This is a genomic window from Paraburkholderia sp. SIMBA_053, from assembly GCF_046534895.1.
Lineage (GTDB): Bacteria > Pseudomonadota > Gammaproteobacteria > Burkholderiales > Burkholderiaceae > Paraburkholderia > Paraburkholderia caledonica.
On the sequence record NZ_JAWRXU010000002.1, the window covers coordinates 821,661 to 842,134 of the forward strand.

Sequence of the window (20,474 nt, forward strand, 5' to 3'; positions counted from 1 at the left end):
GGAGCCCCGACATGTTCGCCAACGTTCTGATCGTCTGTCACGCCAACGTGTGCCGTTCGCCCGCCGCCGAAATGCTGTTCAAGGCACGGCAGGCCGCGCGCTCGCATGCGTCGGCTCGGGCGATCGCGTTTCATTCGGCGGGCGTGCGGGCGATGAACGGTCACGGCATGGACCCGGTCATGCGGCGGCTGCTCGCCGAGCGCGGCGTTGCGTCCGACGCGCACTATTCGCGTCGTCTTGACCGGCAGCTCGTGCGGTCCGCCGACCTCGTGCTCGTGAGCGAGCGCGCGCAGGCAAGCGAAGTCGAAGCCCTCGATCCGGCTTCGCGCGGCAAGGTCTTCCCGCTCGGCAAGTGGGAAGACATGCCCGACGTCGCCGATCCGCACGGCGGCGAGGAATCCGCTTACAGGGAGAGTCTCGTGCTCATCGAACACCTGGTCATGGGATGGCTGAAAAAAATATGCTGATGAAAACACACGCTACACAAGCTGCACACGCTACACGCGCATTCGCGAACCGCAACGCTAACTTTAAAGCTAACTTTAAAGCGAACTTCAAAGCCAGGTTCGCCGCCACGCTTCTGCTGACGTCCTTTTTGTCGGCCTGCGCCACCGCACCGGGCAATTATCTCGACACGTCGCGTCTGAAAGACGACGGCCAGCACGAGAGCCAGCCCGCGGAAACCTATCCGGTCCATGTGATCGACGCTACCGTCGTCGCCGCGCAAGCGCAGGCCGAAGCCAGCATGCCGCCGCGCCCGCTGCCCACGTCGACCTTCAGCGATCCGTCGCAATACGTCTACCGGCTTTCGCCGCAGGACATTCTCGGCATCACCGTGTGGGATCACCCTGAACTGACCACGCCGCAGGGCAGCACGCTGTCGGCGGGCGGCACCAGCACGCAGACCATCGCCGGCGCGTTGCAGCAGCCGTACACGGCCGCGCTGCCGGGCCAGGCCGATCCGTACGGCCAGACCATCGCCGCCGACGGCACCATCTATTTCCCGTTCGTCGGCCGCATCCGGGCTGCGGGCAAAACCGTCGGCGAACTGCGCGATCAGCTCGCGACCGGACTCGTGCGCTATATCCGCAATCCACAGGTCGACGTGCGCGTGCTGTCGTACCGCGGCCAGAAAGTGCAGGTCACGGGCGAGGTGAAGACGCCGGGCCCGCTCGCGGTGAGCGACGTGCCGCTCACGCTGGTCGATGCGCTGACGCGCTCGGGCGGCACGACTGCCGACGCCGATATCCAGCGCGTGCGCCTCACGCGTAACAGCAAGCTTTATGTACTCGACGCGAACCGCATGCTGGATGCGGGCGACACCACGCAGAACGTGATGCTGCAAAACGGCGACGTGATCAACGTGCCGGACCGCAGCAACAGCCGCATCTTCGTGATGGGCGAGGTGAAGACGCCGATCCAGTTGCCGATGCTCAAGGGCCGTCTGACGATTGCCGACGCGCTCACGCAAGCGGGCGGCATTCTCGACACGGACGCCAATCCGCGCCAGATCTTCGTGATGCGCGGCATGCGCGAGCATCCGACCACACCGGACGTGTACCGCCTCGATATGACGCAGCCCGACGCGATCATGCTGTCCGCGCAGTTCCAGTTGCAGCCGATGGACGTCGTATATGTGGGCACCGCCGCATCGACCACGTTCAACCGTGTGTTGCAGCAGGTGTTGCCGAGCGTGCAGACGCTGTTCTACCTGAAGCAGCTCACACGCTAGGCGCGTGAGTCGCCAGGGGTCCCGCGCCGCGCCATCGTCCGGTGGCTGCGGCGCGGGACTGGGGCAAAGGCGGCTAGCACCCGCGATACAACAGATAAGCCAACGCCGAAGCAGATGCACGCAAGCAACCGCGACAGCAACCGCAGAAGCAACCGATACGGGATCGAATCGTGAGCAATCAAATCTCTCCACACATGACCGGGCCGCTCAGGACCGAAGAAGAGGACGTCGTTCTCGGGCAACTGGTGCAAGTGATCCTCGACGACATCTGGTGGCTGATCGCAATCGCCGCGGCGGTCGTCGCGATTGCCGGTGCGTACTGTGTGCTCGCCAAGCCGATTTATTCGGCCGATGCGCACGTACGCGTCGAGCAGGCCGACAACACGTCGCAGGCGCTCACGCAGACGCAGACCGGGGCCGCGATCACGAGCGGCTCGACCTCGCTGCCGACGGACGCCGAGATCGAAATCATCAAGAGCCGCGGCGTCGTCGGTCCTGTGGTCGAGCAGATGAAGCTGAACTTCAGCGTCACGCCGAAGACGCTGCCGCTTCTCGGCAGCATTGCCGCGCGCATGGCGACGCCAGGGCAGCCGGCGCGGCCATGGCTCGGCCTGTCGTCGTATGCGTGGGGCGGTGAAGTGGCCGACATCGATTCGATCGACGTGCTGCCCGCACTCGAAGGTCAGAAGCTCACCATGAAGGCGCTCGGCGGTGACCGTTATGAACTGCATGCGGAAAACGGCGCGCTCTTGCTGCGCGGACAAGTCGGGCAGCAGGCGCAGGGCGGCGGCGTGACCATGCTGGTGAACAAGCTGGTCGCGCGTCCGGGTGAGGAATTCACCGTGGTCCGCGCGAACGATCTCGACGCGATCAGCGCGTTCCAGTCCGCAATCAGCGTGCAGGAGCAGGGCAAGCAAACCGGCGTGATCCAGATTTCGCTGGAGGACAAGAACCCCGAGCATGCCGCGCTCGTCGCCAATGCGCTCGCGCAGTCATATGTGCGCCAGCATGTTTCCAACAAGCAGGCCGACGCGAGCAAGATGCTCGACTTCCTGAAGAGCGAGGAGCCGCGCCTGAAGTCGGACCTGGAGCGCGCCGAAGCCGCGTTGACCGCGTATCAGCGCCAGTCCGGCTCGATCAATGCGAGCGAAGAAGCGAAGGTGTATCTCGAAGGCAGCGTGCAGTACGAGCAGCAGATCGCCGGCTTGCGTCTGCAGATGGCGCAGCTCATCGAGCGTTACGGCGACGACCATCCGATGCTCAAGGCGGCGCGCGAGCAAATGGCCGAGTTGCAGGCGCAGCGCGCGAAATACGCTGACCGCTTTCGCGATCTGCCGGCTACCGAAGTGAAAGCCGTGCAGTTGCAACGCGACGCGAAGGTGGCGGAAGACATCTACGTGCTGCTGCTCAATCGCGTGCAGGAGCTGTCGGTGCAGAAGGCCGGCACGGGCGGCAACGTGCATATCGTCGACGCCGCGCTGCGCCCCGGCGCGCCGGTCAAGCCGAAGAAGGCGCTGATCCTGTCGGCGGCGACGATCCTCGGGCTGATCGCGGGCACCGGCTTCGTGTTCCTGCGCCGCAATATGTTCAAGGGCATCGACGACCCGGAGCACATCGAGCGCGCGTTCCATCTGCCGGTGTTCGGGCTCGTGCCGATGAGCGCCGAGCAGACGCTGCTCGAAAACGGCTTTCAGCGCGGCGGCGAACGCCTGCGCTCGGTGCTCGCCAATGCGCGGCCGAAGGACGTCACAGTCGAGAGCTTGCGCAGCCTGCGCACGTCGATGCAGTTCACGATGATGGACGCGAAGAACCGCATCGTCATGCTCACGGGCCCGATGGCCGGCGTCGGCAAGAGCTTCCTCACGGTCAACCTGGCGGTGCTGCTCGCGCATTCGGGCAAGCGCGTGCTGATGATCGACGGCGACATGCGCCGCGGCGTCCTCGAACGATTCCTGGGCGGCACGCAGGACAACGGGCTGTCGGAGCTGCTGAGCGGCCAGATCTCGCTGGAGGAAGCGATCCGCGCGTCGGAGATCGAGAACCTGAGCTTCATTTCGTGCGGGCGCCGTCCGCCCAATCCGTCCGAGCTGCTGATGTCGCCGCGTCTGCCGCAATACCTCGACGGTCTTGCGAAACGCTACGACGTGATCCTGGTCGACACGCCGCCGGTGCTCGCGGTGACCGACGCGTCGATCATTGGCGCGTATGCCGGTTCGACCTTCTTCGTGATGCGTTCGGGCATGCACAGCGAGGGCGAGATCACCGACGCGTTGAAGCGTCTGCGGGCAGCGGGCGTGCACGTGCAGGGCGGCATCTTCAACGGCATGCCGGCGCGGGCTCGCGGCGGCTACGACCGCAGCTATGCGGCCGTCCAGGAATATCTGAGCACCTGATCGGGCAGGAGTACACCGACGATGAATCACACAGGACATCGCAACAAGGACATCGCAATGAAAGTGACGGTACTGGTTCCGACTTACCGCCGCCCGGCCGACCTCGCGCGCTGCCTCGCGGCGCTGCAACGGCAGTCGCGCGCGCCCGATGAAGTCGTGGTGGTGGCGCGCGCCGACGACGAGGCGACCCATATGTGTCTGCGCGATCCGGCGGTCACCGGCATGCTGCCGGTCTCAGTCGCGCTCGTCGAAGCACCCGGCCAGGTCGCGGCGCTCAATCGCGGACTCGACGCGGCCAACGGCGACGTAATCGCGATTACCGACGACGACGCCGCGCCTCATCCCGACTGGGTGCAGCGCATTGCAGCCGCATTCGAAAGCGACGCCCGGCTCGGCGCGCTCGGCGGGCGCGACTGGGTGCACGAAAAAGGCCGCGTGCTGGACGGCGAGCGGCCACTGGTCGGCAAGGTCACGGTGCACGGCAAGATCATCGGCAACCATCACCTCGGCGTGGGCAGCGCGCGCGAAGTGGACATTCTGAAGGGCGCCAACATGAGCTACCGGCGCGACGCGGTGCGCAACATCCGCTTCGACGCACGGCTGCGCGGCGCGGGCGCGCAGGTTCACAACGACATGGCGTTCAGCCTCGCGGTAAAGAACGCCGGCTGGAAGCTGATGTACGACCCGCGCGTCGCGGTCGATCATTTCCCCGCCGAACGTTTCGACGACGACCGCCGCGACGCGCAAACCATGGCCGCGTTGCGCAATGCCGCGTTCAATTTCCATCTGATCCTGCGCGACCAGTTGCCGCCGTTGCGCCGCGAAACCGCGTGGTGGTGGTGGACGCTCGTCGGCACACGCGTCTATCCGGGTCTCACGCATGCGGCGCTCGCGCTCGTGTCGAAACAGGCGCGCCTGAAGCTGTCGCGCTGGCGCGCGGTGCGTACCGGCGCGCACGAAGCCCGGCGCGCTCTGTCGCGCACCGCCTGAGCGGGGCGGCCAATGCAACGGGCGCGAGCAGCACGCAGCGCCTCACACGCTGCAGCATCGGCAAAGGGAGTGTCTGCATGAGTACGAAGGTCCACGTTCATCTGTTTTACGGCGCCGATCCGCGTTTCTATCGACCGGGCGACAACATCGGTTGCCTGTACGGCTATCACCACGCCGAATCGGACGCGTTCGCGCTGACCTATTCACAGGACGCTCGCGAAGGAAAGCCGATGCGGCTCATTCGACGCGCGCTGAAGGCAGTGCTTGGTTTCGACTTCATCCATACGTGGCGCAATCGCGCGGAAATGTTGCGCTCCGATGTGATCTGGACGCACACCGAACAGGAATGGCTGTCAGCCGCGTTGATGCTCCTTCTGAGCGGCCGCAAGGCCGGCGCGGACTCATCGCCGCTTCTGCTCGCGCAAAGCGTGTGGCTGCTGGACAAATGGCCTTCGTACGGAATCGTGCGTAAGTGGCTGTATCGCAAGCTGATGACGCGCGCCGATCAGCTGACCACGCTCGCGAGTGAAAACGCGGCGTTGTGCAAGCGCTATTTCAATCGCGACGCGAAGCCGCTTCTCTACGGTCTGAACACGCGCGACTTTCCGGTTAAAGCGCCGACCGAATGGAAGCCGCATTCGCCGATCCGCATTGCCGCGATCGGCAACGACCGCGACCGCGACTGGGACACGCTCATCGGGGCATTCGGCAACGACGCGCGCTACACGGTGAAGCTCGCCACGCGCCGCCGCATTCCCGCGTCGCTGCGCGCGCCGAACGTGGAAATCGCGCTGTTCTCGGGCATCCGGAAACAGCACGAACTGTATGACTGGGCCGATGTGATCGTCGTGCCGTTGCGGCCGAACACGCACGCGTCGGGTATTACCGTGATGCTGGAGGCGGCGGCGGTCGGCAAGCCGATGGTCGTGACCGACGTCGGCGCCTTGCAGGATTATTTCCCGGCCGGCGAGGCCGCGTACATTCCGCCATTCAATCCGTCTGCGTTGCGCGATGCGGTTGACCGGCTCGCCGCCGCGCCCGTGGAAGCATTGCGCCAGGCGCAGGCAGCGGCTGCCGGCCTGCTGTCGCGGGATCTGACCACGCAGCACTACGCGATGCAGCATGTGCGGATCACGCAGGAAATGCTGCGCGCTCGCGGCGCCGCGGCACGCGGCCGCGCGGCGCCTTCTGCCGACGCGGACAAGGCGGTGGGTGCTCATGGTCAACGCAGCACGGCGCAAGAATCGCGCGGGGGCCTCTAAGCGATGTCGACGCTTCCGCGAGCCGACCTTTCGCCCACACCCGGCATGCCAGGCAGCGTAGGTGCGTCGCGCACCGCGTCGCGCAAACGTCGCGAGTGGCTGCCCGCAGCCATGCTGTGGCTCGTCACGGCCGTACTGATCGTCGCGCGGCAGGGGACGGTGCTCACGCTCGCGTTTCCCGTCCTCGCAATCGCGACGGGCCTGTGGCTCTACTTCAAGAGCCCGGCGCGCTATATCGGCTTCATGTGGTGGTTATGGTTCCTGAGCCCTGAAGTGCGCCGCCTCGCCGACTGGTCCAAAGGCTCGTTCACGCCGACGAGCCTGATCCAGGTCGCGCCGCTCGCCGTCACGATGATCAGCGCGTTGTCGCTCGTACGCTACTACAGGCTGCTTGGACAACGGCGCGGACTTCCGGTGCTGCTGATTCTGCTCGGACTCGTCTACGCCTATCTTGTCGGCGTAGTGTCGAGCGGCCCGCTCGCGGCCACCTACGACCTCGCGAACTGGCTGTATCCGATTCTGATCGGCTTTCACATCATGGCGAACACGCGCCAGTATCCGCAGTACCGCGACACCATCGTGAACACGTTCATCTGGGGCATGCTCGTGATGGGCGGCTACGGGCTGATCCAGTTTTTCATCATGCCGCAGTGGGACGCCCTGTGGATGCTCGGCTCGCAGATGAACTCGCAAGGCGACCCTGTGCCGATGGGCGTGCGCGTCTTCAGCACGATGAATTCGTCAGGGCCGTTCGCGTTCGCAATGATGGGCGCGATGGTGTACGTGATGGCGGCCACGCATCGCGTGCGCTGGGTCGCCGCGGCGCTCGGTTTCTTTTCGTTCGCGTTGAGCCTCGTGCGGTCCACATGGGGCGGCTGGATCATCGCGCTGCTGATCCAGCTGATCAAGTCCAACAACAAGGTGCGGGTGCGCATCGTCGCGAGCGCGGTGTTGCTAGCGGGACTGTGCGTGCCGCTCCTCGCCGTCGGTCCGGTGGCCGAGCGGATGCAGGCGCGCTTGTCCACCATCGTCAATCTGAACGACGACCAGAGCTACGCGGCCCGCAACGAGTTCTATGCGACCTTTGCGAAAACCGCCTTTACCGATGTCTCCGGCGAAGGCATGGGCGCGACCGGCACCTCGACCAAGCTCTCGAACGACGGCGGCCAGCTCGGTCAGTACGGCAACTTCGACAGCGGCGTGATGAACATCCCGTTCGTGCTCGGCTGGCCCGGCACGCTGCTTTACATGTCCGGCATCGTGTGGCTATTGACGCGCGCCGTGCTTGCGTCGTTCAGGCTGCGCAACGACAAGTACGTGTCCGCATGTCTGAGCCTGTGCCTCGCGACTTTCGCGATGCTGGTGTTCACCAATTCGCTGGTCGGCACTGGCGGGCTGCTGCTTTTCATGAGCGTTTTTTCGATTCTTTCCGCGGTGCATTACGAAAAAATCAACCGCGCCGGTACGTTATTCCGCACGCAACTTTTCCACGGAGGCACTGATTGAGAGTCGCCATTGTCACGCACGTTGTGCGCCATAACGACGGCCAGGGGCGCGTCAACCACGAGATCGCGCGCGCGGCGCTCGACGAGAATATCGGCGTCACGCTGATTGCCTCGCACGTCGCGCCCGATCTGCTCGTTCATCCGAATGTCCGCTGGGTGCCGATGAAAATCGGCCGCTGGTGGCCGACCAATCTGCTGCGCCAGCAGGTGTTCGCGTTCAAGAGTGCGATGTGGCTGCGCTCCCATCGCCGCGAATACGACGTGCTCCATGTGAACGGCTTCATCACGTGGATGCCCGCCGACGTCAACACGTCGCACTTCGTGCATAGCGGGTGGCTCGGCAGCAAGTACTACCCGTTCGGTCTGACGAAGGGCGCGTGGTCCGCGTATCAGTCGGTATATACGCGCTGCAATGCGTTGCTCGAGCGCTGGGCCTACCGGCGCTCGAAGGTCATTACGGCGGTCTCGCAAAAGGTCGCCGATGAAATCCGCGCGATCGGCCTCACGCCGGATAACCGTGTGGACGTGATCTACAACGGCGTCGATACGCAAGGCTTCGCTGCGGCCACCGGCGATCGCGCGAAATTCGGCTTGCCGCAAGACGCATTCTTGCTGCTGTTCGTCGGCGATCTGCGTACGCCGCGCAAGAACCTCGGCACGGTGCTGGCTGCGCTCAAGCATTTGCCCGAACACGTGCATATCGCAGTCGCCGGTTTTCTGCCGGGCAGTCCGTATCCGGACGAGGCAAAGGCGCTCGGCATCGCGCATCGCGTGCACTTTCTCGGGCTCGTCAAAGAGATGCCGGTGTTGATGCATTCGGTCGATGCGTTCGTGTTTCCGTCGCGTTACGAAGCCATGAGCCTGTCGCTGCTCGAGGCGATGGCGGCCGGGTTGCCGGTCGTGACCGCGCGCACCGCGGGCGGCGCTGAAATCATCACGCCGGAATGCGGGATCGTGCTCGACGATCCGGACGATCCGAAGGCGCTCGCAGGGGCGGTCGCACGCCTCGCCGTCGATGACGACGCGCGTCGCAAGATGGGCGTCGCCGCCAACGAACTCGCGACCGGTTTCGGCTGGGCGCGCATGGCCGCGCAATATATCGCGCTGTATCGGCAGATCGAGGGGCAGCAGAAGAATCGCCGGCGCAAGGAGGCCGAGGCGGCGGTGGTCGCGAAGACCGACGCGCTCACGCTGAACACGCTGGCCGGACCCAAGCGCGTCGAATGACGCTACGCGCTAGCGTTCAACACTACTCACCGGATACAAAAAAGCTCAAAAGGCAACGACAATGACGACAAGCTCAATCAAATCGCTGCAGATCGGCATGCACTGGTTCCCGGAGCGCGCGGGCGGCCTCGACCGCATGTATTACTCGCTGGTCGGCGCGCTGCCGGGCGCGGGCGTCGCGGTGCGCGGCGTCGTAGCAGGCTCGCCGAAGGTTGCCGCCGACACCGGCGGTGCGATCAACGGTTTCGGCTCCGCCGGCCAGTCGCTGCCTTTGCGGCTGATGGCCGCGCGTCGCGCGCTGCGCCAGGAAATCAGTACCTCGCGTCCCGACGTGATCTCGTCGCACTTCGCGCTTTATACGTTTCCGGGCCTCGACGTGACGCGCGGCATTCCGCAGGTCTCGCATTTTCAGGGACCGTGGGCCGACGAAAGCCATGTTGAAGGCGCGGATTCGCTCGGTCAGCGCGCGAAGCGTTATCTCGAACAATCGGTCTATACGCGCTCGTCGCGCCTCATCGTGTTGTCCGAGGCGTTCGGCAAGATTCTGACTTCGCGTTATCGCATCTCGCCGGAGCGTGTGCGCGTGGTGCCGGGTTGCGTCGACGTCGAACAGTTCAATCTGCCCATCACACCTGCAGAGGCGCGTCTGAAACTGCAATTGCCGCAGGACAGACCGATCGTGCTCGCGGTGCGGCGTCTCGTGCGGCGCATGGGTCTCGAAGATCTGATCGATGCGATCAGGCTGCTCAAGCCGAGCCACCCCGATGTGCTGCTTCTGATTGCAGGCAAGGGGCGTCTCGCGGACGAATTGCAAGCGCGCATCGACGAGGCCGGCTTGCAGGACAACGTGAAGCTTCTCGGCTTCGTGCCGGATCAGCATCTGGCGGCGCTTTATCGCGCGGCGAATATCAGCGTGGTGCCGACAGTCGCGCTCGAAGGCTTCGGCCTCATCACGGTCGAATCGCTCGCGTCGGGCACGCCGGTGCTGGTTACGCCGGTTGGCGGCTTGCCCGAGGCGGTTGCGGGGCTGTCGCCCGATCTGGTGCTGCCGGAGACCGGCGCAAAGGCGATTGCGGCGGGACTTGCCGGCGCGCTAAGCGGCTCGCTGAAGTTGCCCGATGCCGATGCGTGCCGGCGCTATGCGCGTGAAAACTTCGATAACTCGGTGATCGCGAAACGGGTGGCGTCGGTGTACAGCGAGGCTATTGCTTCGGGTGGAGTGCATTGATCGGGCATTGAATTTTGCGGGACGAAATAAAGAAGGCGCCCGCTCCTGTAGAAGAGAGCCGGCGCCTTTTTCATATGCATGCTTTTGTGCTGCCGCCACTGCATCACCCCAATGCGGGCGTGCGGGGCGGTTGCTGAGGGTCGCTGATTAAAACGTCTCGTGTTGCTGATTGCGCCCAATGTCCGCATGAACCATCATGTGGCACAGTTGTTCGAGCGTGGTCTGCGCCTGCCAGCCGAGTTTCTCGCGCGCCTTGTCCGCGCAGCCGATCAGCAGATCGACTTCAGCCGGCCGGTAGAACTTCGGATTCACGCGCACGAGCGTCTTGCCAGTCGCCACGTCGATGCCCGTTTCGCGCTCTTCCTTGCCTGACCACTCGATCTGATAATCCGCTGCGGCGAACGCCATGCGCACGAAGTCGCGAACCGTTTCGGTGCGGCCGGTAGCGAGCACGAAGGTGTCCGGCTCGTCGGCTTGCAGCATGCGCCACATGCCTTCCACGTATTCGAGCGCGAAACCCCAGTCGCGTTTCGCGCCGAGGTTGCCGAGTTCCAGCACATCCTGTTTGCCGAGCTTGATCTTTGCGACCGTGTCGGTGATCTTGCGCGTCACGAATTCGCGGCCACGCAGCGGCGATTCGTGATTGAACAGAATGCCGCTGCTCGCAAAAAGACCATACGACTCGCGATAGTTGATCGTCGACCAATGCGCGAACAGTTTCGCGACGCCATAGGGGCTGCGCGGATAGAAGGGCGTGTCCTCGCGTTGCGGCACCGCCTGCACGAGCCCGAACATTTCCGATGTCGATGCCTGGTAGTAGCGCATCTTCGGGTTGAGAATGCGGATGCCTTCGAGCAGATTCAGCGCGCCGATGCCGGTTACCTCGGCGGTCGTCACCGGCTGGTCGAACGATACGCCCACGAAACTCTGCGCGGCGAGGTTATACAACTCGTCGGCCTGCGCGCCTTCGAGCAGACGCAACGTCGAGCCGAGGTCGGTCAGATCGTGTTCGACGAGACGCAGATTCGGATGGTCGAGCACGCCCAACTCGCGCATGCGCCAGAAATTCACGGAACTCGTGCGCCGATAGGTGCCGGTGACCTGATAGCCCTTGTCGAGCAACAATCGGGTCAGGTAGGCGCCGTCTTGTCCCGACACACCGGTGATGATCGCTTTGCGTGGTTGGCTCATAGCTTGCCTTCAATATTGGTAAAAGAAAAAAGAGCACCTCAGAGCGTGCCATTGAGAAGCCGCCGCACCAGCGGTTCGACGACCTGAAAATCCTGCTCGGCCTTGAGCCTGTACAAGCCCGGCTTCGGATGCGCGCCGTCGGACATCAACGTCTTCCAGTCCGGCAGACTGCTGATGTACGCGAACTGATCGACGAGCGGCACATGCTGTTCGTCGGCTACGCGGCGCGTCATCGCGACCATCGAGGCGAGCCGCGCGTTGAGCCGGTTATCGGGCATCGGATTCGATGTCTCCAGCACCGGCTCCTTGCCGAGCGCGCGAGCGGTTTTGACGAGCGCGGTTTGCGCCGTGTAGAACTGCTCGGGCGTCTGGTTCTGCATCACTTCGTTGATGCCGTAGTTGATCAACACGATTCGCGCGGGTGACGCCGCGAGCCGCTCGCGCCATGGCAAACCGGCGGTCGGCCCGGCGCGCCGATTACCCGTGCCGTCGAGCAATTGCATGGCCATCGTGCCGCCCACGCCGTAGTTGGCTACGCGCACGCGGTCGCCGTGATGCGTCTGCAATTCGTCCTGCAGATAAGCCACGGCGTTCTGCGCTTGCGGCGCGCAATGGCCTTCGCTGCATGAAATACCGAGCGTCGTGGAATCGCCGTATGCGTCGATCACGACCTGCGTGTGCGCTTGCATCCGCTCCACTTGAGTGGCTTGAGCACTCGCGCCTGGCGAACACAGAGACAGTGCCGCAAGCGACGCGCATATCGCGGCGGCCCGAAGCCATGGCGGGCATCTCATGCGCGGCTTTGCGGTACTTGCGGCGCAGCGCTCGCCACGCCCGCACTGGTGCCCGCCGTCGCATGCACGTTGCCCCGGGAACCAAAGATCAGGCGCTTCTCAAATCCGAACCAGGTGAGACTTGCATATGCAATTGTGATAACGAGCGCGAGCGCGGCGGTCACATAGCGGTTCATCTGCAGCGGCCAGAGCGCATACAGCACGCTCAGATGAATCAGATAGATCGTGTAGCTGATCGTGCCGATATACACGAGCACCGGATTGCACAGCAGCCGTTTGACGATGCCCTTGCTTTGCAGGGCGATGACCACGACGGATGTGCAAAGCACCAACGAAATGCTGTAGAGCCCCGCATTGGACAGCGGTGTATTCGCCGCGCGAAAACGCGGAAAGTGCAGATGCAGCCAGGCGAGCGCGGCGAGGGCAGCGATCACGCCCAGCACCGCAACGCCCTTGAACGGCTCGAGTGCATGACGATCGCGCCGCACGGCGACGGCGAGCAGCGCGCCGGCCGCGAGCAGATCCATGCGAAAGGGCGTCAGGTAATAGATTGGCCAGAACGAATCGAACCATGGCGTGGCCACTGCGCGAAGCACTGGCACGAGCAGGACCAGCGCGGCGGCCACCCACGCGAGCGCACGCTCGGGGACGAACAGAATCACGAACGGCCAGACGATATAAAACTGCTCTTCGACGGCAAGCGACCACAACACATTCAGGCTGTCGTGTCCGCTCTGATTCAGCGCATCGCCAATGTTCGTTGCGAAGAATGCGTACCACTGCCAGTGCTGCGCCCAGCCGAAGCCGAACAGGATCGAGGAGACCGCCATCAGCAGCAGATACGGCGGCAGAATGCGCCGCGCACGGCGTGCGTAGAAGTAGCCGAAGTACGACTGCTCACGTGCCTTGCGTTCGAGCAGGATGCCGGTAATCAGAAAGCCGCTCAGTACAAAGAACAGATCGACGCCCATCCACAGCGGCGCTTTCAACGCGTGCTGCGCGAACACCGCGAGCACGGCGATCGCGCGCAAGCCGTCGAGCTGCACGATGCGGCGTGAATGGGAAGGCGCTGTGGGCAGTGCGCTAACAGTCATGAACCGTCCATGGTGTGGAAGCCGAAGAGCCGCAAGGATCCGCGAGGAGCCGCGAGCCGGGGCAGATATCCAGTCGCGCCCGCTGCGGCCGCGACGTCAGTGCATTTGATTCTAGGCAAAAGAAAATCGTGAAAAAACGCGAATGAAATGGATAAATGAACCAGATTGAAACAGGTTGTTTCGTTATGCATTTGCGCGACGTTTCCATGCTTGTGTCGCGCTCATGACGTCGGGTGAAAATCGCGTGATGAAGTGACCGTCCGCACTGCCCTGTTAGGCGAAAAGAGGAACAAAAGACGAACAGCAGCGGTGCGCGCATGCCTCATTCGCACGCTGCACGGACATATTTTCTCTTAATCCATTTTTAAAATGATTTCTTTCGCATCGTTTTAAAGTGTCGAATATTTTTGAATTATTTTCGATTTTCGTCGCGGAGTTTTTTACGCGTAATGTGAGCCTTGCGCATTGGGCGTCCTGGGACTGCGCGTGCGCCGCGCACCGCGTTAGTTCGATGTGGCGTACTGCAGCGTGGCGCGGCCTGCATCTTCGAAGCGGAAGAGCGCGTGCGTGTGCTGACGCCGCTCGCGACAGCAAGCTTCGCGCTGCGCCTTCATCTTTCACTGAGTCGTCTATGTGCCGATAGCCGCGCGCGTTCATGAATGGCGCTTGCCATCACTCCTGCAACGCTGTTGCCAATGGCGCTCGCGTTAGCACGCTCGCATGGTCGCGTACCCGGATCACAGTTCTGTCAAAGCATCGGTTTGCATCGACTGGAGGACATACCTTGCCCCGTTTCACGTTCAAAAGCTGGCTCGCGGTATTTGCGTGCGCTGTCGGACTGGCTGCTGCATCGGCCACTTCGACGGTTCGCGCGGAAACTGCGTTGAACGCGAAGACGTCATGGATCGGCAACACGTTTGGTTTCGGTGACGGCACGTGGGCACAGATCAACATCACGGCGATCGCGGTCGCGCCCAACGGCAAGGTCTATACGAATGCGCCATGGGACGAAAGCGGCGCAGAAGCGAGCGTCTACCAGAACGGCAAAATGCTCGGCTTCGCGGGCGGAACGCATGGGTGGGGTAACAGCGGCGGCAACGCGATCGCGATCAACCGCAAGTACGCCTTTGTTGCTATTGCGGTCGGCAACGAAAAAGGCCGGCTGGTCGAACAGGGCGTGTGGCCGGTAAAAGGCAAGCAGTGGTTCGGCATCTCGCGCCGGCTGATTGCCGATCCAAAGCGTGTCGCGCCGTTTCAGCCCGCGGCGAAAGCCGCTGATCCGCATGCACAACTCGCGGCCGGCTTTCTGATGATGAACGAAGTGCCGACGGGCACGAGCGCCGAGATCGGCGGACTCGCGGCTAGCGACACTACGCTCTATGCGGCCAACACGGCGCGAGACCGCATCGAGGTGTACGACGCCGAGTCGATGCAGCAGAAGGCCACGTGGAGCGTGCACGAACCCGGCCGGATCGCGCTCGCGCCGGACGGCACGCTATGGGCGCTGAGCGGTACGCGCAACGATCGTGCGCCGCATGTCGAGCATTACACGCCGGGCGGCAAGCGAATCGACGAGACGTTCGAACTGCCCGCCGATACGCTCGCCGTCGATATCGCCGTCGATGCGAAAGGCCGCATTCTGATCGCCGACAACGGTCCGCGACAGCAGGTGCTGTTCTTCAGCAAGAGCAATGGCCAATACGCGCAGTCGGGCTCCCTGGGCGAGCGCGGCGGAATTTTTAGTGGCGTCGCGGGAAGACCGGGTCCCCGACGTTTCAACGGACTAACAGGCGTAGGCGTGGATGCAAGCGGAAACGTCTATGTATCGACCAACGGCATCGGCCCGCGTTATGAGCCGATCGGCGCGGGCCTCGGCGCGACCCTCGAAAGCTACGCGTCTGACGGCAAGCAGAACTGGCTCGTGCAGGGACTGCTTTTCGTCGATGGCGCATGGGTCGATCCGTCGCGACCAGACAGCGTGTACACGGGCAACAAGCGTTTCGAACTCGATTTGTCGAAGCCTGCGGGGCAAGACTGGAAATATGTCGGATTCCTGTCTAACCGCTTCAGATACCCGGACGATCCGGTCTTTCACACCGATCAATATCCGGGCCTGCCGATTGCCCGCAAGCTGAAGGGCCACACCTTTCTATACCTGACCGACATGTATGCGGACCATCTGAAGATCTATCGCTTCGATCCGCAACGCGATGGCGAAACGGCGATTCCGTCCGGCTTTGTCGCGGGCCGCGAGCGCGCGGTCGCCAAGGTACCGAACGCGCCGCCGGGCGGCGACTGGATCTGGCGCGACGCGAACGGCGACGGCAAATTCAATAGCGACGAATTCGCCCCGAACACGAGCGGCACGAAGCTCGCGGGCGGTTGGGGCTGGTGGGTGGATAGCGCGGGCGACATCTGGCGAACGCGTGACACCAAGGGCATTTATCGCTTTCGCTTCGGCGGCCTGGATGCGAAGGGCAACCCCGTCTATTCGTATTCGGACCTCACGCAGTACCCGGTGCCGCAACCGTTCACGGAATTGCATCGCGCGATTTACGAGCCCGACACCGACACGATGTACGTGAGCGGCTATACGCCCGACACGCCGGTCGATCGCGGCTTCTGGAAGGAAGTGGGCCGCGTGCTGGTGCGCTACGACAAATGGTCGAGCGGCAAGCCGGTGCAGCGCTATTCCATCGCGCTGCCGTGGCAGACACAGAGCAAGCCCATCGCGACGATCATCGGCCTCACGGTCGAGGGGCAATACATCTTCGGCGTGGAACCGGTGGGCGCGGTGCATGTGTGGGACAAGGACAGCGGCCGTGAACTCGGCGTAATCCGGCCCGGCCCCGAAGTGGGCCGGGCGTCCGGCTGGGTCGACGTACCCAACGGCATCAGCGCGGCGAAGCGAGCCGACGGCGAGTACCTCGTATTCGTCGAGGAAGACGCACGCGGCAAGGTGCTGATGTACCGCTGGAAACCTTGACGACGCGTCGGCAACACCACGCATGACGAAAAAAACAGGCAATCGTAGTCGAACCCAGGGCATCCGATGGACAAAGGCATTCTCAAGAACGTAGCGATCAATTTCTTCGGACTCGTGCTGCCGACTTTCGTCTCGCTCGTCACCGTGCCGTCGTATATCAGGCTGCTCGGCGTCGAGCGCTACGGCGTAATCAGCCTCGTGTGGACGCTGATCGGCTACTTCGGGATTCTCGATCTGGGCATGAGCATGGCCGCGCAGAATCACATTTCGAAGGCGCGCGCGTCGGGCAACAAGGACGAAAGCGCGCGCGTGTTCTGGAGTGCGACGTGGCTCAATCTCGCGACGGGCGTGATCGGCGGGTTGATCATCTATTTCGGTGCGTTCCTCTACACCGCGTATTTCACGAAGGTGTCGCCGGAACTGCAGCACGAGGTGTATATGGCGCTACCGTGGCTCGCGGTGGCGATTCCGATTGCGAACGTGTCGTGGGTGTTCGCCGGTGCGATCAACGGCGCCGAACGCTTCGGCATCTACAACACGAATCAGACCATTGGCACGTTCCTGTTTCAGTTGCTGCCGCTCGGCGCGGCGCTCTGGCTCGGTGCGAGCTTGCAGAACGTACTGGCCGCCGCCGTGTTTGCACGCATTCTCGCCGCGATTCTGCTCGGCCGGTCTGCGCTAAAAGTGCTTGAAATACGCAGTATTCTGCCGCCGCAGCTTGGTGTGGCAAAGGGGCTTTTCAACTTCGGCGGCTGGATGCTGATTGCGAGCGTCACCAACATGATCGCCGAATCGCTCGACCGCGTGATGCTCGGCACGAGCCTCGGTGCGCGCTTCGTCACGTATTACACGGTGCCGCAAAACCTCGTGACGCGCTTGAACATCGTGCCCACCGCCATGGTGCGCACGCTCTTTCCACGGCTTTCCGCGGTGGGCCGCGCGGACGCCGACACCATCACGCAGCAGTCGCTCGAGTTTCTCAACGGCGTGTTCACGCCGGTCGCATTGATCGCGATGCTCGTGCTCGAACCGTTCCTGCACCTTTGGGTCGGCAATGAAATTGCAAGCGTTGCGGCGCCCGTGGGACGCATCATGATCGTTGCGGTGTGGCTCGTGGGCCAGGCGAACGTGACGCGCATCCTGATCCAGTCGCAGGTTAATCCGGCCACGGCCGCGCGCGTCGGTCTGTTCGAATTGCCCTTGTTTGCAGGGGCTTTGTGGTTCGGCATCACGCATTTCGGATTGACCGGCGCGGCGATCGCGGTGGCGGGCCGCGCGCTGTTCGATTACGCGGTGCTGTTGCGGCTTTCGGCGATCCGTGCGCGGCAAATCGCGCTCGACATGCTTGCTCATCTCGCTTTCCTGCTGGCCAGCCTCTGGCTTTCCAGCTTCCTGCCGGGCCTCGCCATGGCGATCGTCGCCGGCCTGTCGATGGTGGGCGCGAACATCGCCTGGTCCATCACGATGACCCCCGCCTTGCGCGATCTAGCGCGTTCACTGCTGTTGCGACTGAATCCGAGGAAAAGCGCATGAACCACGAAGTCCTTGAAGAAGCCGTGCTGCAAGCTCCGACGCGCAGTGCGCTGGCCGAACTGACCACCGTTCCTGCGGCTGACGCGCCGCCGCGGCGTGCCGCATTGCGCGGCGACAAAGCCGTGCGGGTGGCGATCGTGCACGACTGGCTCGTTACGTATGCGGGTGCGGAGAAGGTGCTCGAGCAGATCGTGGCGTGCTTTCCGGACGCGGACCTGTTCAGCCTCGTCGACTTTCTCGACGACCGCAGCTTTTTGCGCGGCAAGCCGGTGACCACATCGTTCATTCAGAAGCTCCCGCTCGCGCGCAGCAAGTACCGCACGTATCTGCCGTTGATGCCGCTCGCGATCGAGCAACTCGATGTATCCGCCTACGACGTGGTGATATCGAGCAGCCACGCGGTGGCCAAGGGCATTCTCACCGGTCCGGATCAGGTGCATATCAGCTACGTGCATTCGCCGATCCGCTATGCGTGGGACTTGCAGCACCAGTACCTGCAGCAGTCGAAATTGACGAGCGGGCCGAAGTCGGCAATGGCGCGCCTCATTTTGCATTACATCCGCAACTGGGACATCCGCACGTCGAACTCGGTGGACGGCTTTATTGCGAACTCCGATTTCATCGCGCGGCGCATTAAAAAGGTTTATCAGCGCGATGCGCAGGTGATCTTTCCGCCTGTCGACGTCGAAGCGTTCACGCTGTGCACGCAGAAGGAAGACTTCTATCTGACTGCCTCGCGGATGGTGCCGTACAAGAAAATCGACCTGATTGTCGAGGCGTTTGCGCGCATGCCCGAGAGAAAACTCGTCGTCATCGGCGACGGTCCCGACATGCAGAAGATCCGCGCGAAGGCGGGGCCCAATGTCGAGATCATGGGTTACCAGCCGTTCAAAGTGCTGAAGGACCGGATGAGCCGCGCCAAGGCTTTCGTCTTTGCTGCCGAGGAAGACTTCGGCATTTCGGTGGTCGAGGCGCAGGCGTGCGGGACGCCTGTCATCGCGTATGGCAAGGGCGGTGCGCTCGAAACGGTGCGTGATCTGTCGGAGCCGCGCCCGACCGGCATGTTCTTCGACGAGCAGAGCGCGGAGTCGATCATCGCCGCGGTCGAGCGTTTCGATGGGCACGTGAAGCGTTTTTCGCCAACCGATTGCCGCGCGAATGCCGAGCGTTTTTCCGCAGCCAACTTCCGCGAACGCTTTTTCGCCCACGTGCGGGCTTCCGTGCCCGCGCTGCGCAACGCGACGCTGCCACCGTACGTGCCGTACAACGCGGAGCCGGCCGCGAACGCGCCGCATATTCTCGCTGTGGATCAAAGCGGCGTGCTAGGCGGCGCCGAGTTGTCGCTGCTCGAAATCGTCAAGGCGCTGCGCTCGCGCATGCAAGTGGTGCTGTTCGACGACGGCCCATTCCGTACCGCGCTCGATAAAGTGGGCGCCAGTGTCGAGGTGCTCGATGCGGGCGCGCTGCGCAACGTGCGCAAGCAGGGCGGCTCGTTGCCGAAGGGGCAGGCACTGATGGGCCTGATGTCGCTCGTTCGCGCGACGGCCAAACGCGCGCGCAGCGCGCAGGTGATCTATGCGAACACGCAGCGCGCGATGGTGATCGGCGCGGTCGCCGGCAAGCTCGCGAGGCGGCCGGTGGTCTGGCATCTGCGCGACATCGTAAGTCCGGAGCATTTCGGGTCCAAACAGCTCGCGATCATCAAATGGTGCGCACGCCTCGGCCTCACGCATGTGATCGCCAATTCGGCGGCGTCGGCGCGCGCATTCGCCGACCTCACGCATTTCGACGACAAACGCATCGACGTGGTGTTCAACGGCATTTCGGCGGGACCCTTCGACGCATTGCGCAACGTGCCGCAAGCCACGCTGCGCGAGAAGCTGAACCTGCCGAAAGATGCCTTCCTGGTGGGTTCGTTCAGCCGCCTTGCACGCTGGAAAGGGCAGCATGTACTGCTCCAGGCGCTGGTGCTCAATCCGCACATGCACGCGGTGCTGGTTGGTGCGGCGCTATTCGGCGAAGATCAGTACGAGATCGAATTGCGCGCGTTCGTCGCTGCGCACGATCTTGGCGGTCGCGTGCATTTTCTCGGCTTTCAGCACGATATTCCTGCCTGCATGTGCGCGGTGGATGCGGTGGTGCACACGTCCATCACGCCCGAGCCGTTCGGCCGGGTGATCGTAGAGGGCATGCTCGCGCAACGGCCGGTCGTGGCCGCGCGTGCGGGCGGGGTACTTGAAATTATCGACGACTACGAGAACGGCGTGCTGTGCACACCGGGCGATGCTCATGCATTGGCCGACGTGCTGGCAGAACTGCGCTCGAACGACGAACTGCGCGACAAGCTCGTCAAAAACGGCTACATGACGGCGCTGAACCGCTTTGGTACGTCCAGCTATGTCGAAAGTGTGGAGCGGATCCTGAGGCGTGTGGCACAGCCGGGCAAGGCTGCCGGCGCATGATCTGCACGAGCAGCACGATCTGCATGAAGCACGAAGGCGGTAAAGGGCGTGGCTTGATGAATCGCGCCCGAGACCGC

The 20,474-nt window shown here is 63.3% G+C and carries 14 protein-coding genes; 11 read left to right on the forward strand and 3 right to left on the reverse strand.

The window, feature by feature from the left end:
• Positions 1-11 precede the first annotated feature (11 nt).
• The 8 genes from SB753_RS10215 (at position 12) to SB753_RS10250 (ending at position 10,337) form a co-directional block, all read left to right on the forward strand.
• The gene (locus tag SB753_RS10215) at positions 12-467 is read left to right on the forward strand and encodes a low molecular weight phosphotyrosine protein phosphatase (RefSeq protein ID WP_392393168.1); all 456 of its coding nucleotides are present in this window, start codon (positions 12-14) and stop codon (positions 465-467) included.
• Positions 461-1,732 (forward strand): polysaccharide biosynthesis/export family protein, encoded by a 1,272-nt coding sequence (locus tag SB753_RS10220; protein WP_410800100.1) that lies wholly within the window; start codon positions 461-463, stop codon positions 1,730-1,732. The genes SB753_RS10215 and SB753_RS10220 overlap by 7 nt, the downstream gene beginning before the upstream one ends.
• Positions 1,733-1,926: 194 nt before the next feature.
• Positions 1,927-4,125 carry a polysaccharide biosynthesis tyrosine autokinase gene (locus SB753_RS10225; RefSeq protein WP_020065956.1) on the forward strand — a complete coding sequence of 733 codons (2,199 nt, stop codon included), beginning with the start codon at positions 1,927-1,929 and terminating at the stop codon, positions 4,123-4,125.
• A 57-nt stretch (positions 4,126-4,182) separates the two neighbouring features.
• The gene (locus SB753_RS10230; protein WP_410800291.1) at positions 4,183-5,115 is read left to right on the forward strand and encodes a glycosyltransferase family 2 protein; all 933 of its coding nucleotides are present in this window, start codon (positions 4,183-4,185) and stop codon (positions 5,113-5,115) included.
• 77 nt (positions 5,116-5,192) lie between these two features.
• On the forward strand, positions 5,193-6,377 hold the full coding sequence (locus tag SB753_RS10235; protein WP_408163804.1) for a glycosyltransferase: 1,185 nt from the start codon (positions 5,193-5,195) through the stop codon (positions 6,375-6,377).
• Between the two features lie 3 nt (positions 6,378-6,380).
• Positions 6,381-7,883 carry a glucose-6-phosphate isomerase gene (locus SB753_RS10240; RefSeq protein ID WP_408174114.1) on the forward strand — a complete coding sequence of 501 codons (1,503 nt, stop codon included), beginning with the start codon at positions 6,381-6,383 and terminating at the stop codon, positions 7,881-7,883.
• Complete coding sequence (locus tag SB753_RS10245) at positions 7,880-9,109, forward strand: glycosyltransferase family 4 protein (RefSeq protein ID WP_410800101.1); 1,230 nt, start codon at positions 7,880-7,882, stop codon at positions 9,107-9,109. Before SB753_RS10240 ends, SB753_RS10245 begins: the two co-directional genes overlap by 4 nt.
• 61 nt (positions 9,110-9,170) lie before the next feature.
• On the forward strand, positions 9,171-10,337 hold the full coding sequence (locus tag SB753_RS10250; protein ID WP_020065961.1) for a glycosyltransferase family 4 protein: 1,167 nt from the start codon (positions 9,171-9,173) through the stop codon (positions 10,335-10,337).
• A gap of 147 nt (positions 10,338-10,484) precedes the next feature.
• Here SB753_RS10250 and gmd read toward each other — a convergent pair whose 3' ends face one another.
• The 3 genes from gmd to SB753_RS10265 all read right to left on the reverse strand — a co-directional run bounded on the left by gmd (position 10,485) and on the right by SB753_RS10265 (position 13,416).
• Positions 10,485-11,528, reverse strand: coding sequence for a GDP-mannose 4,6-dehydratase (gene gmd, locus SB753_RS10255; protein WP_027778326.1), 1,044 nt, complete (start codon positions 11,526-11,528; stop codon positions 10,485-10,487).
• A 38-nt stretch (positions 11,529-11,566) separates the two neighbouring features.
• The gene (locus tag SB753_RS10260) at positions 11,567-12,217 is read right to left on the reverse strand and encodes an SGNH/GDSL hydrolase family protein (protein WP_410800102.1); all 651 of its coding nucleotides are present in this window, start codon (positions 12,215-12,217) and stop codon (positions 11,567-11,569) included.
• 101 nt (positions 12,218-12,318) lie between these two features.
• Positions 12,319-13,416 (reverse strand): acyltransferase family protein, encoded by a 1,098-nt coding sequence (locus SB753_RS10265; protein ID WP_410800103.1) that lies wholly within the window; start codon positions 13,414-13,416, stop codon positions 12,319-12,321.
• A gap of 784 nt (positions 13,417-14,200) precedes the next feature.
• Between SB753_RS10265 and SB753_RS10270 the strand changes: the two genes are divergently transcribed.
• From SB753_RS10270 to SB753_RS10280, 3 genes are all read left to right on the forward strand, one after another.
• Positions 14,201-16,402 (forward strand): hypothetical protein, encoded by a 2,202-nt coding sequence (locus SB753_RS10270; protein WP_410800104.1) that lies wholly within the window; start codon positions 14,201-14,203, stop codon positions 16,400-16,402.
• Positions 16,403-16,468: 66 nt separating this feature from the next.
• Entirely contained in the window at positions 16,469-17,935 is a 1,467-nt protein-coding gene (locus tag SB753_RS10275; protein WP_410800105.1) for a flippase, read from the forward strand.
• A complete protein-coding gene (locus tag SB753_RS10280; protein WP_410800106.1) occupies positions 17,932-20,397 on the forward strand; it encodes a glycosyltransferase family 4 protein in 2,466 nt (821 codons plus the stop codon). The genes SB753_RS10275 and SB753_RS10280 overlap by 4 nt, the downstream gene beginning before the upstream one ends.
• Positions 20,398-20,474 lie beyond the last annotated feature (77 nt).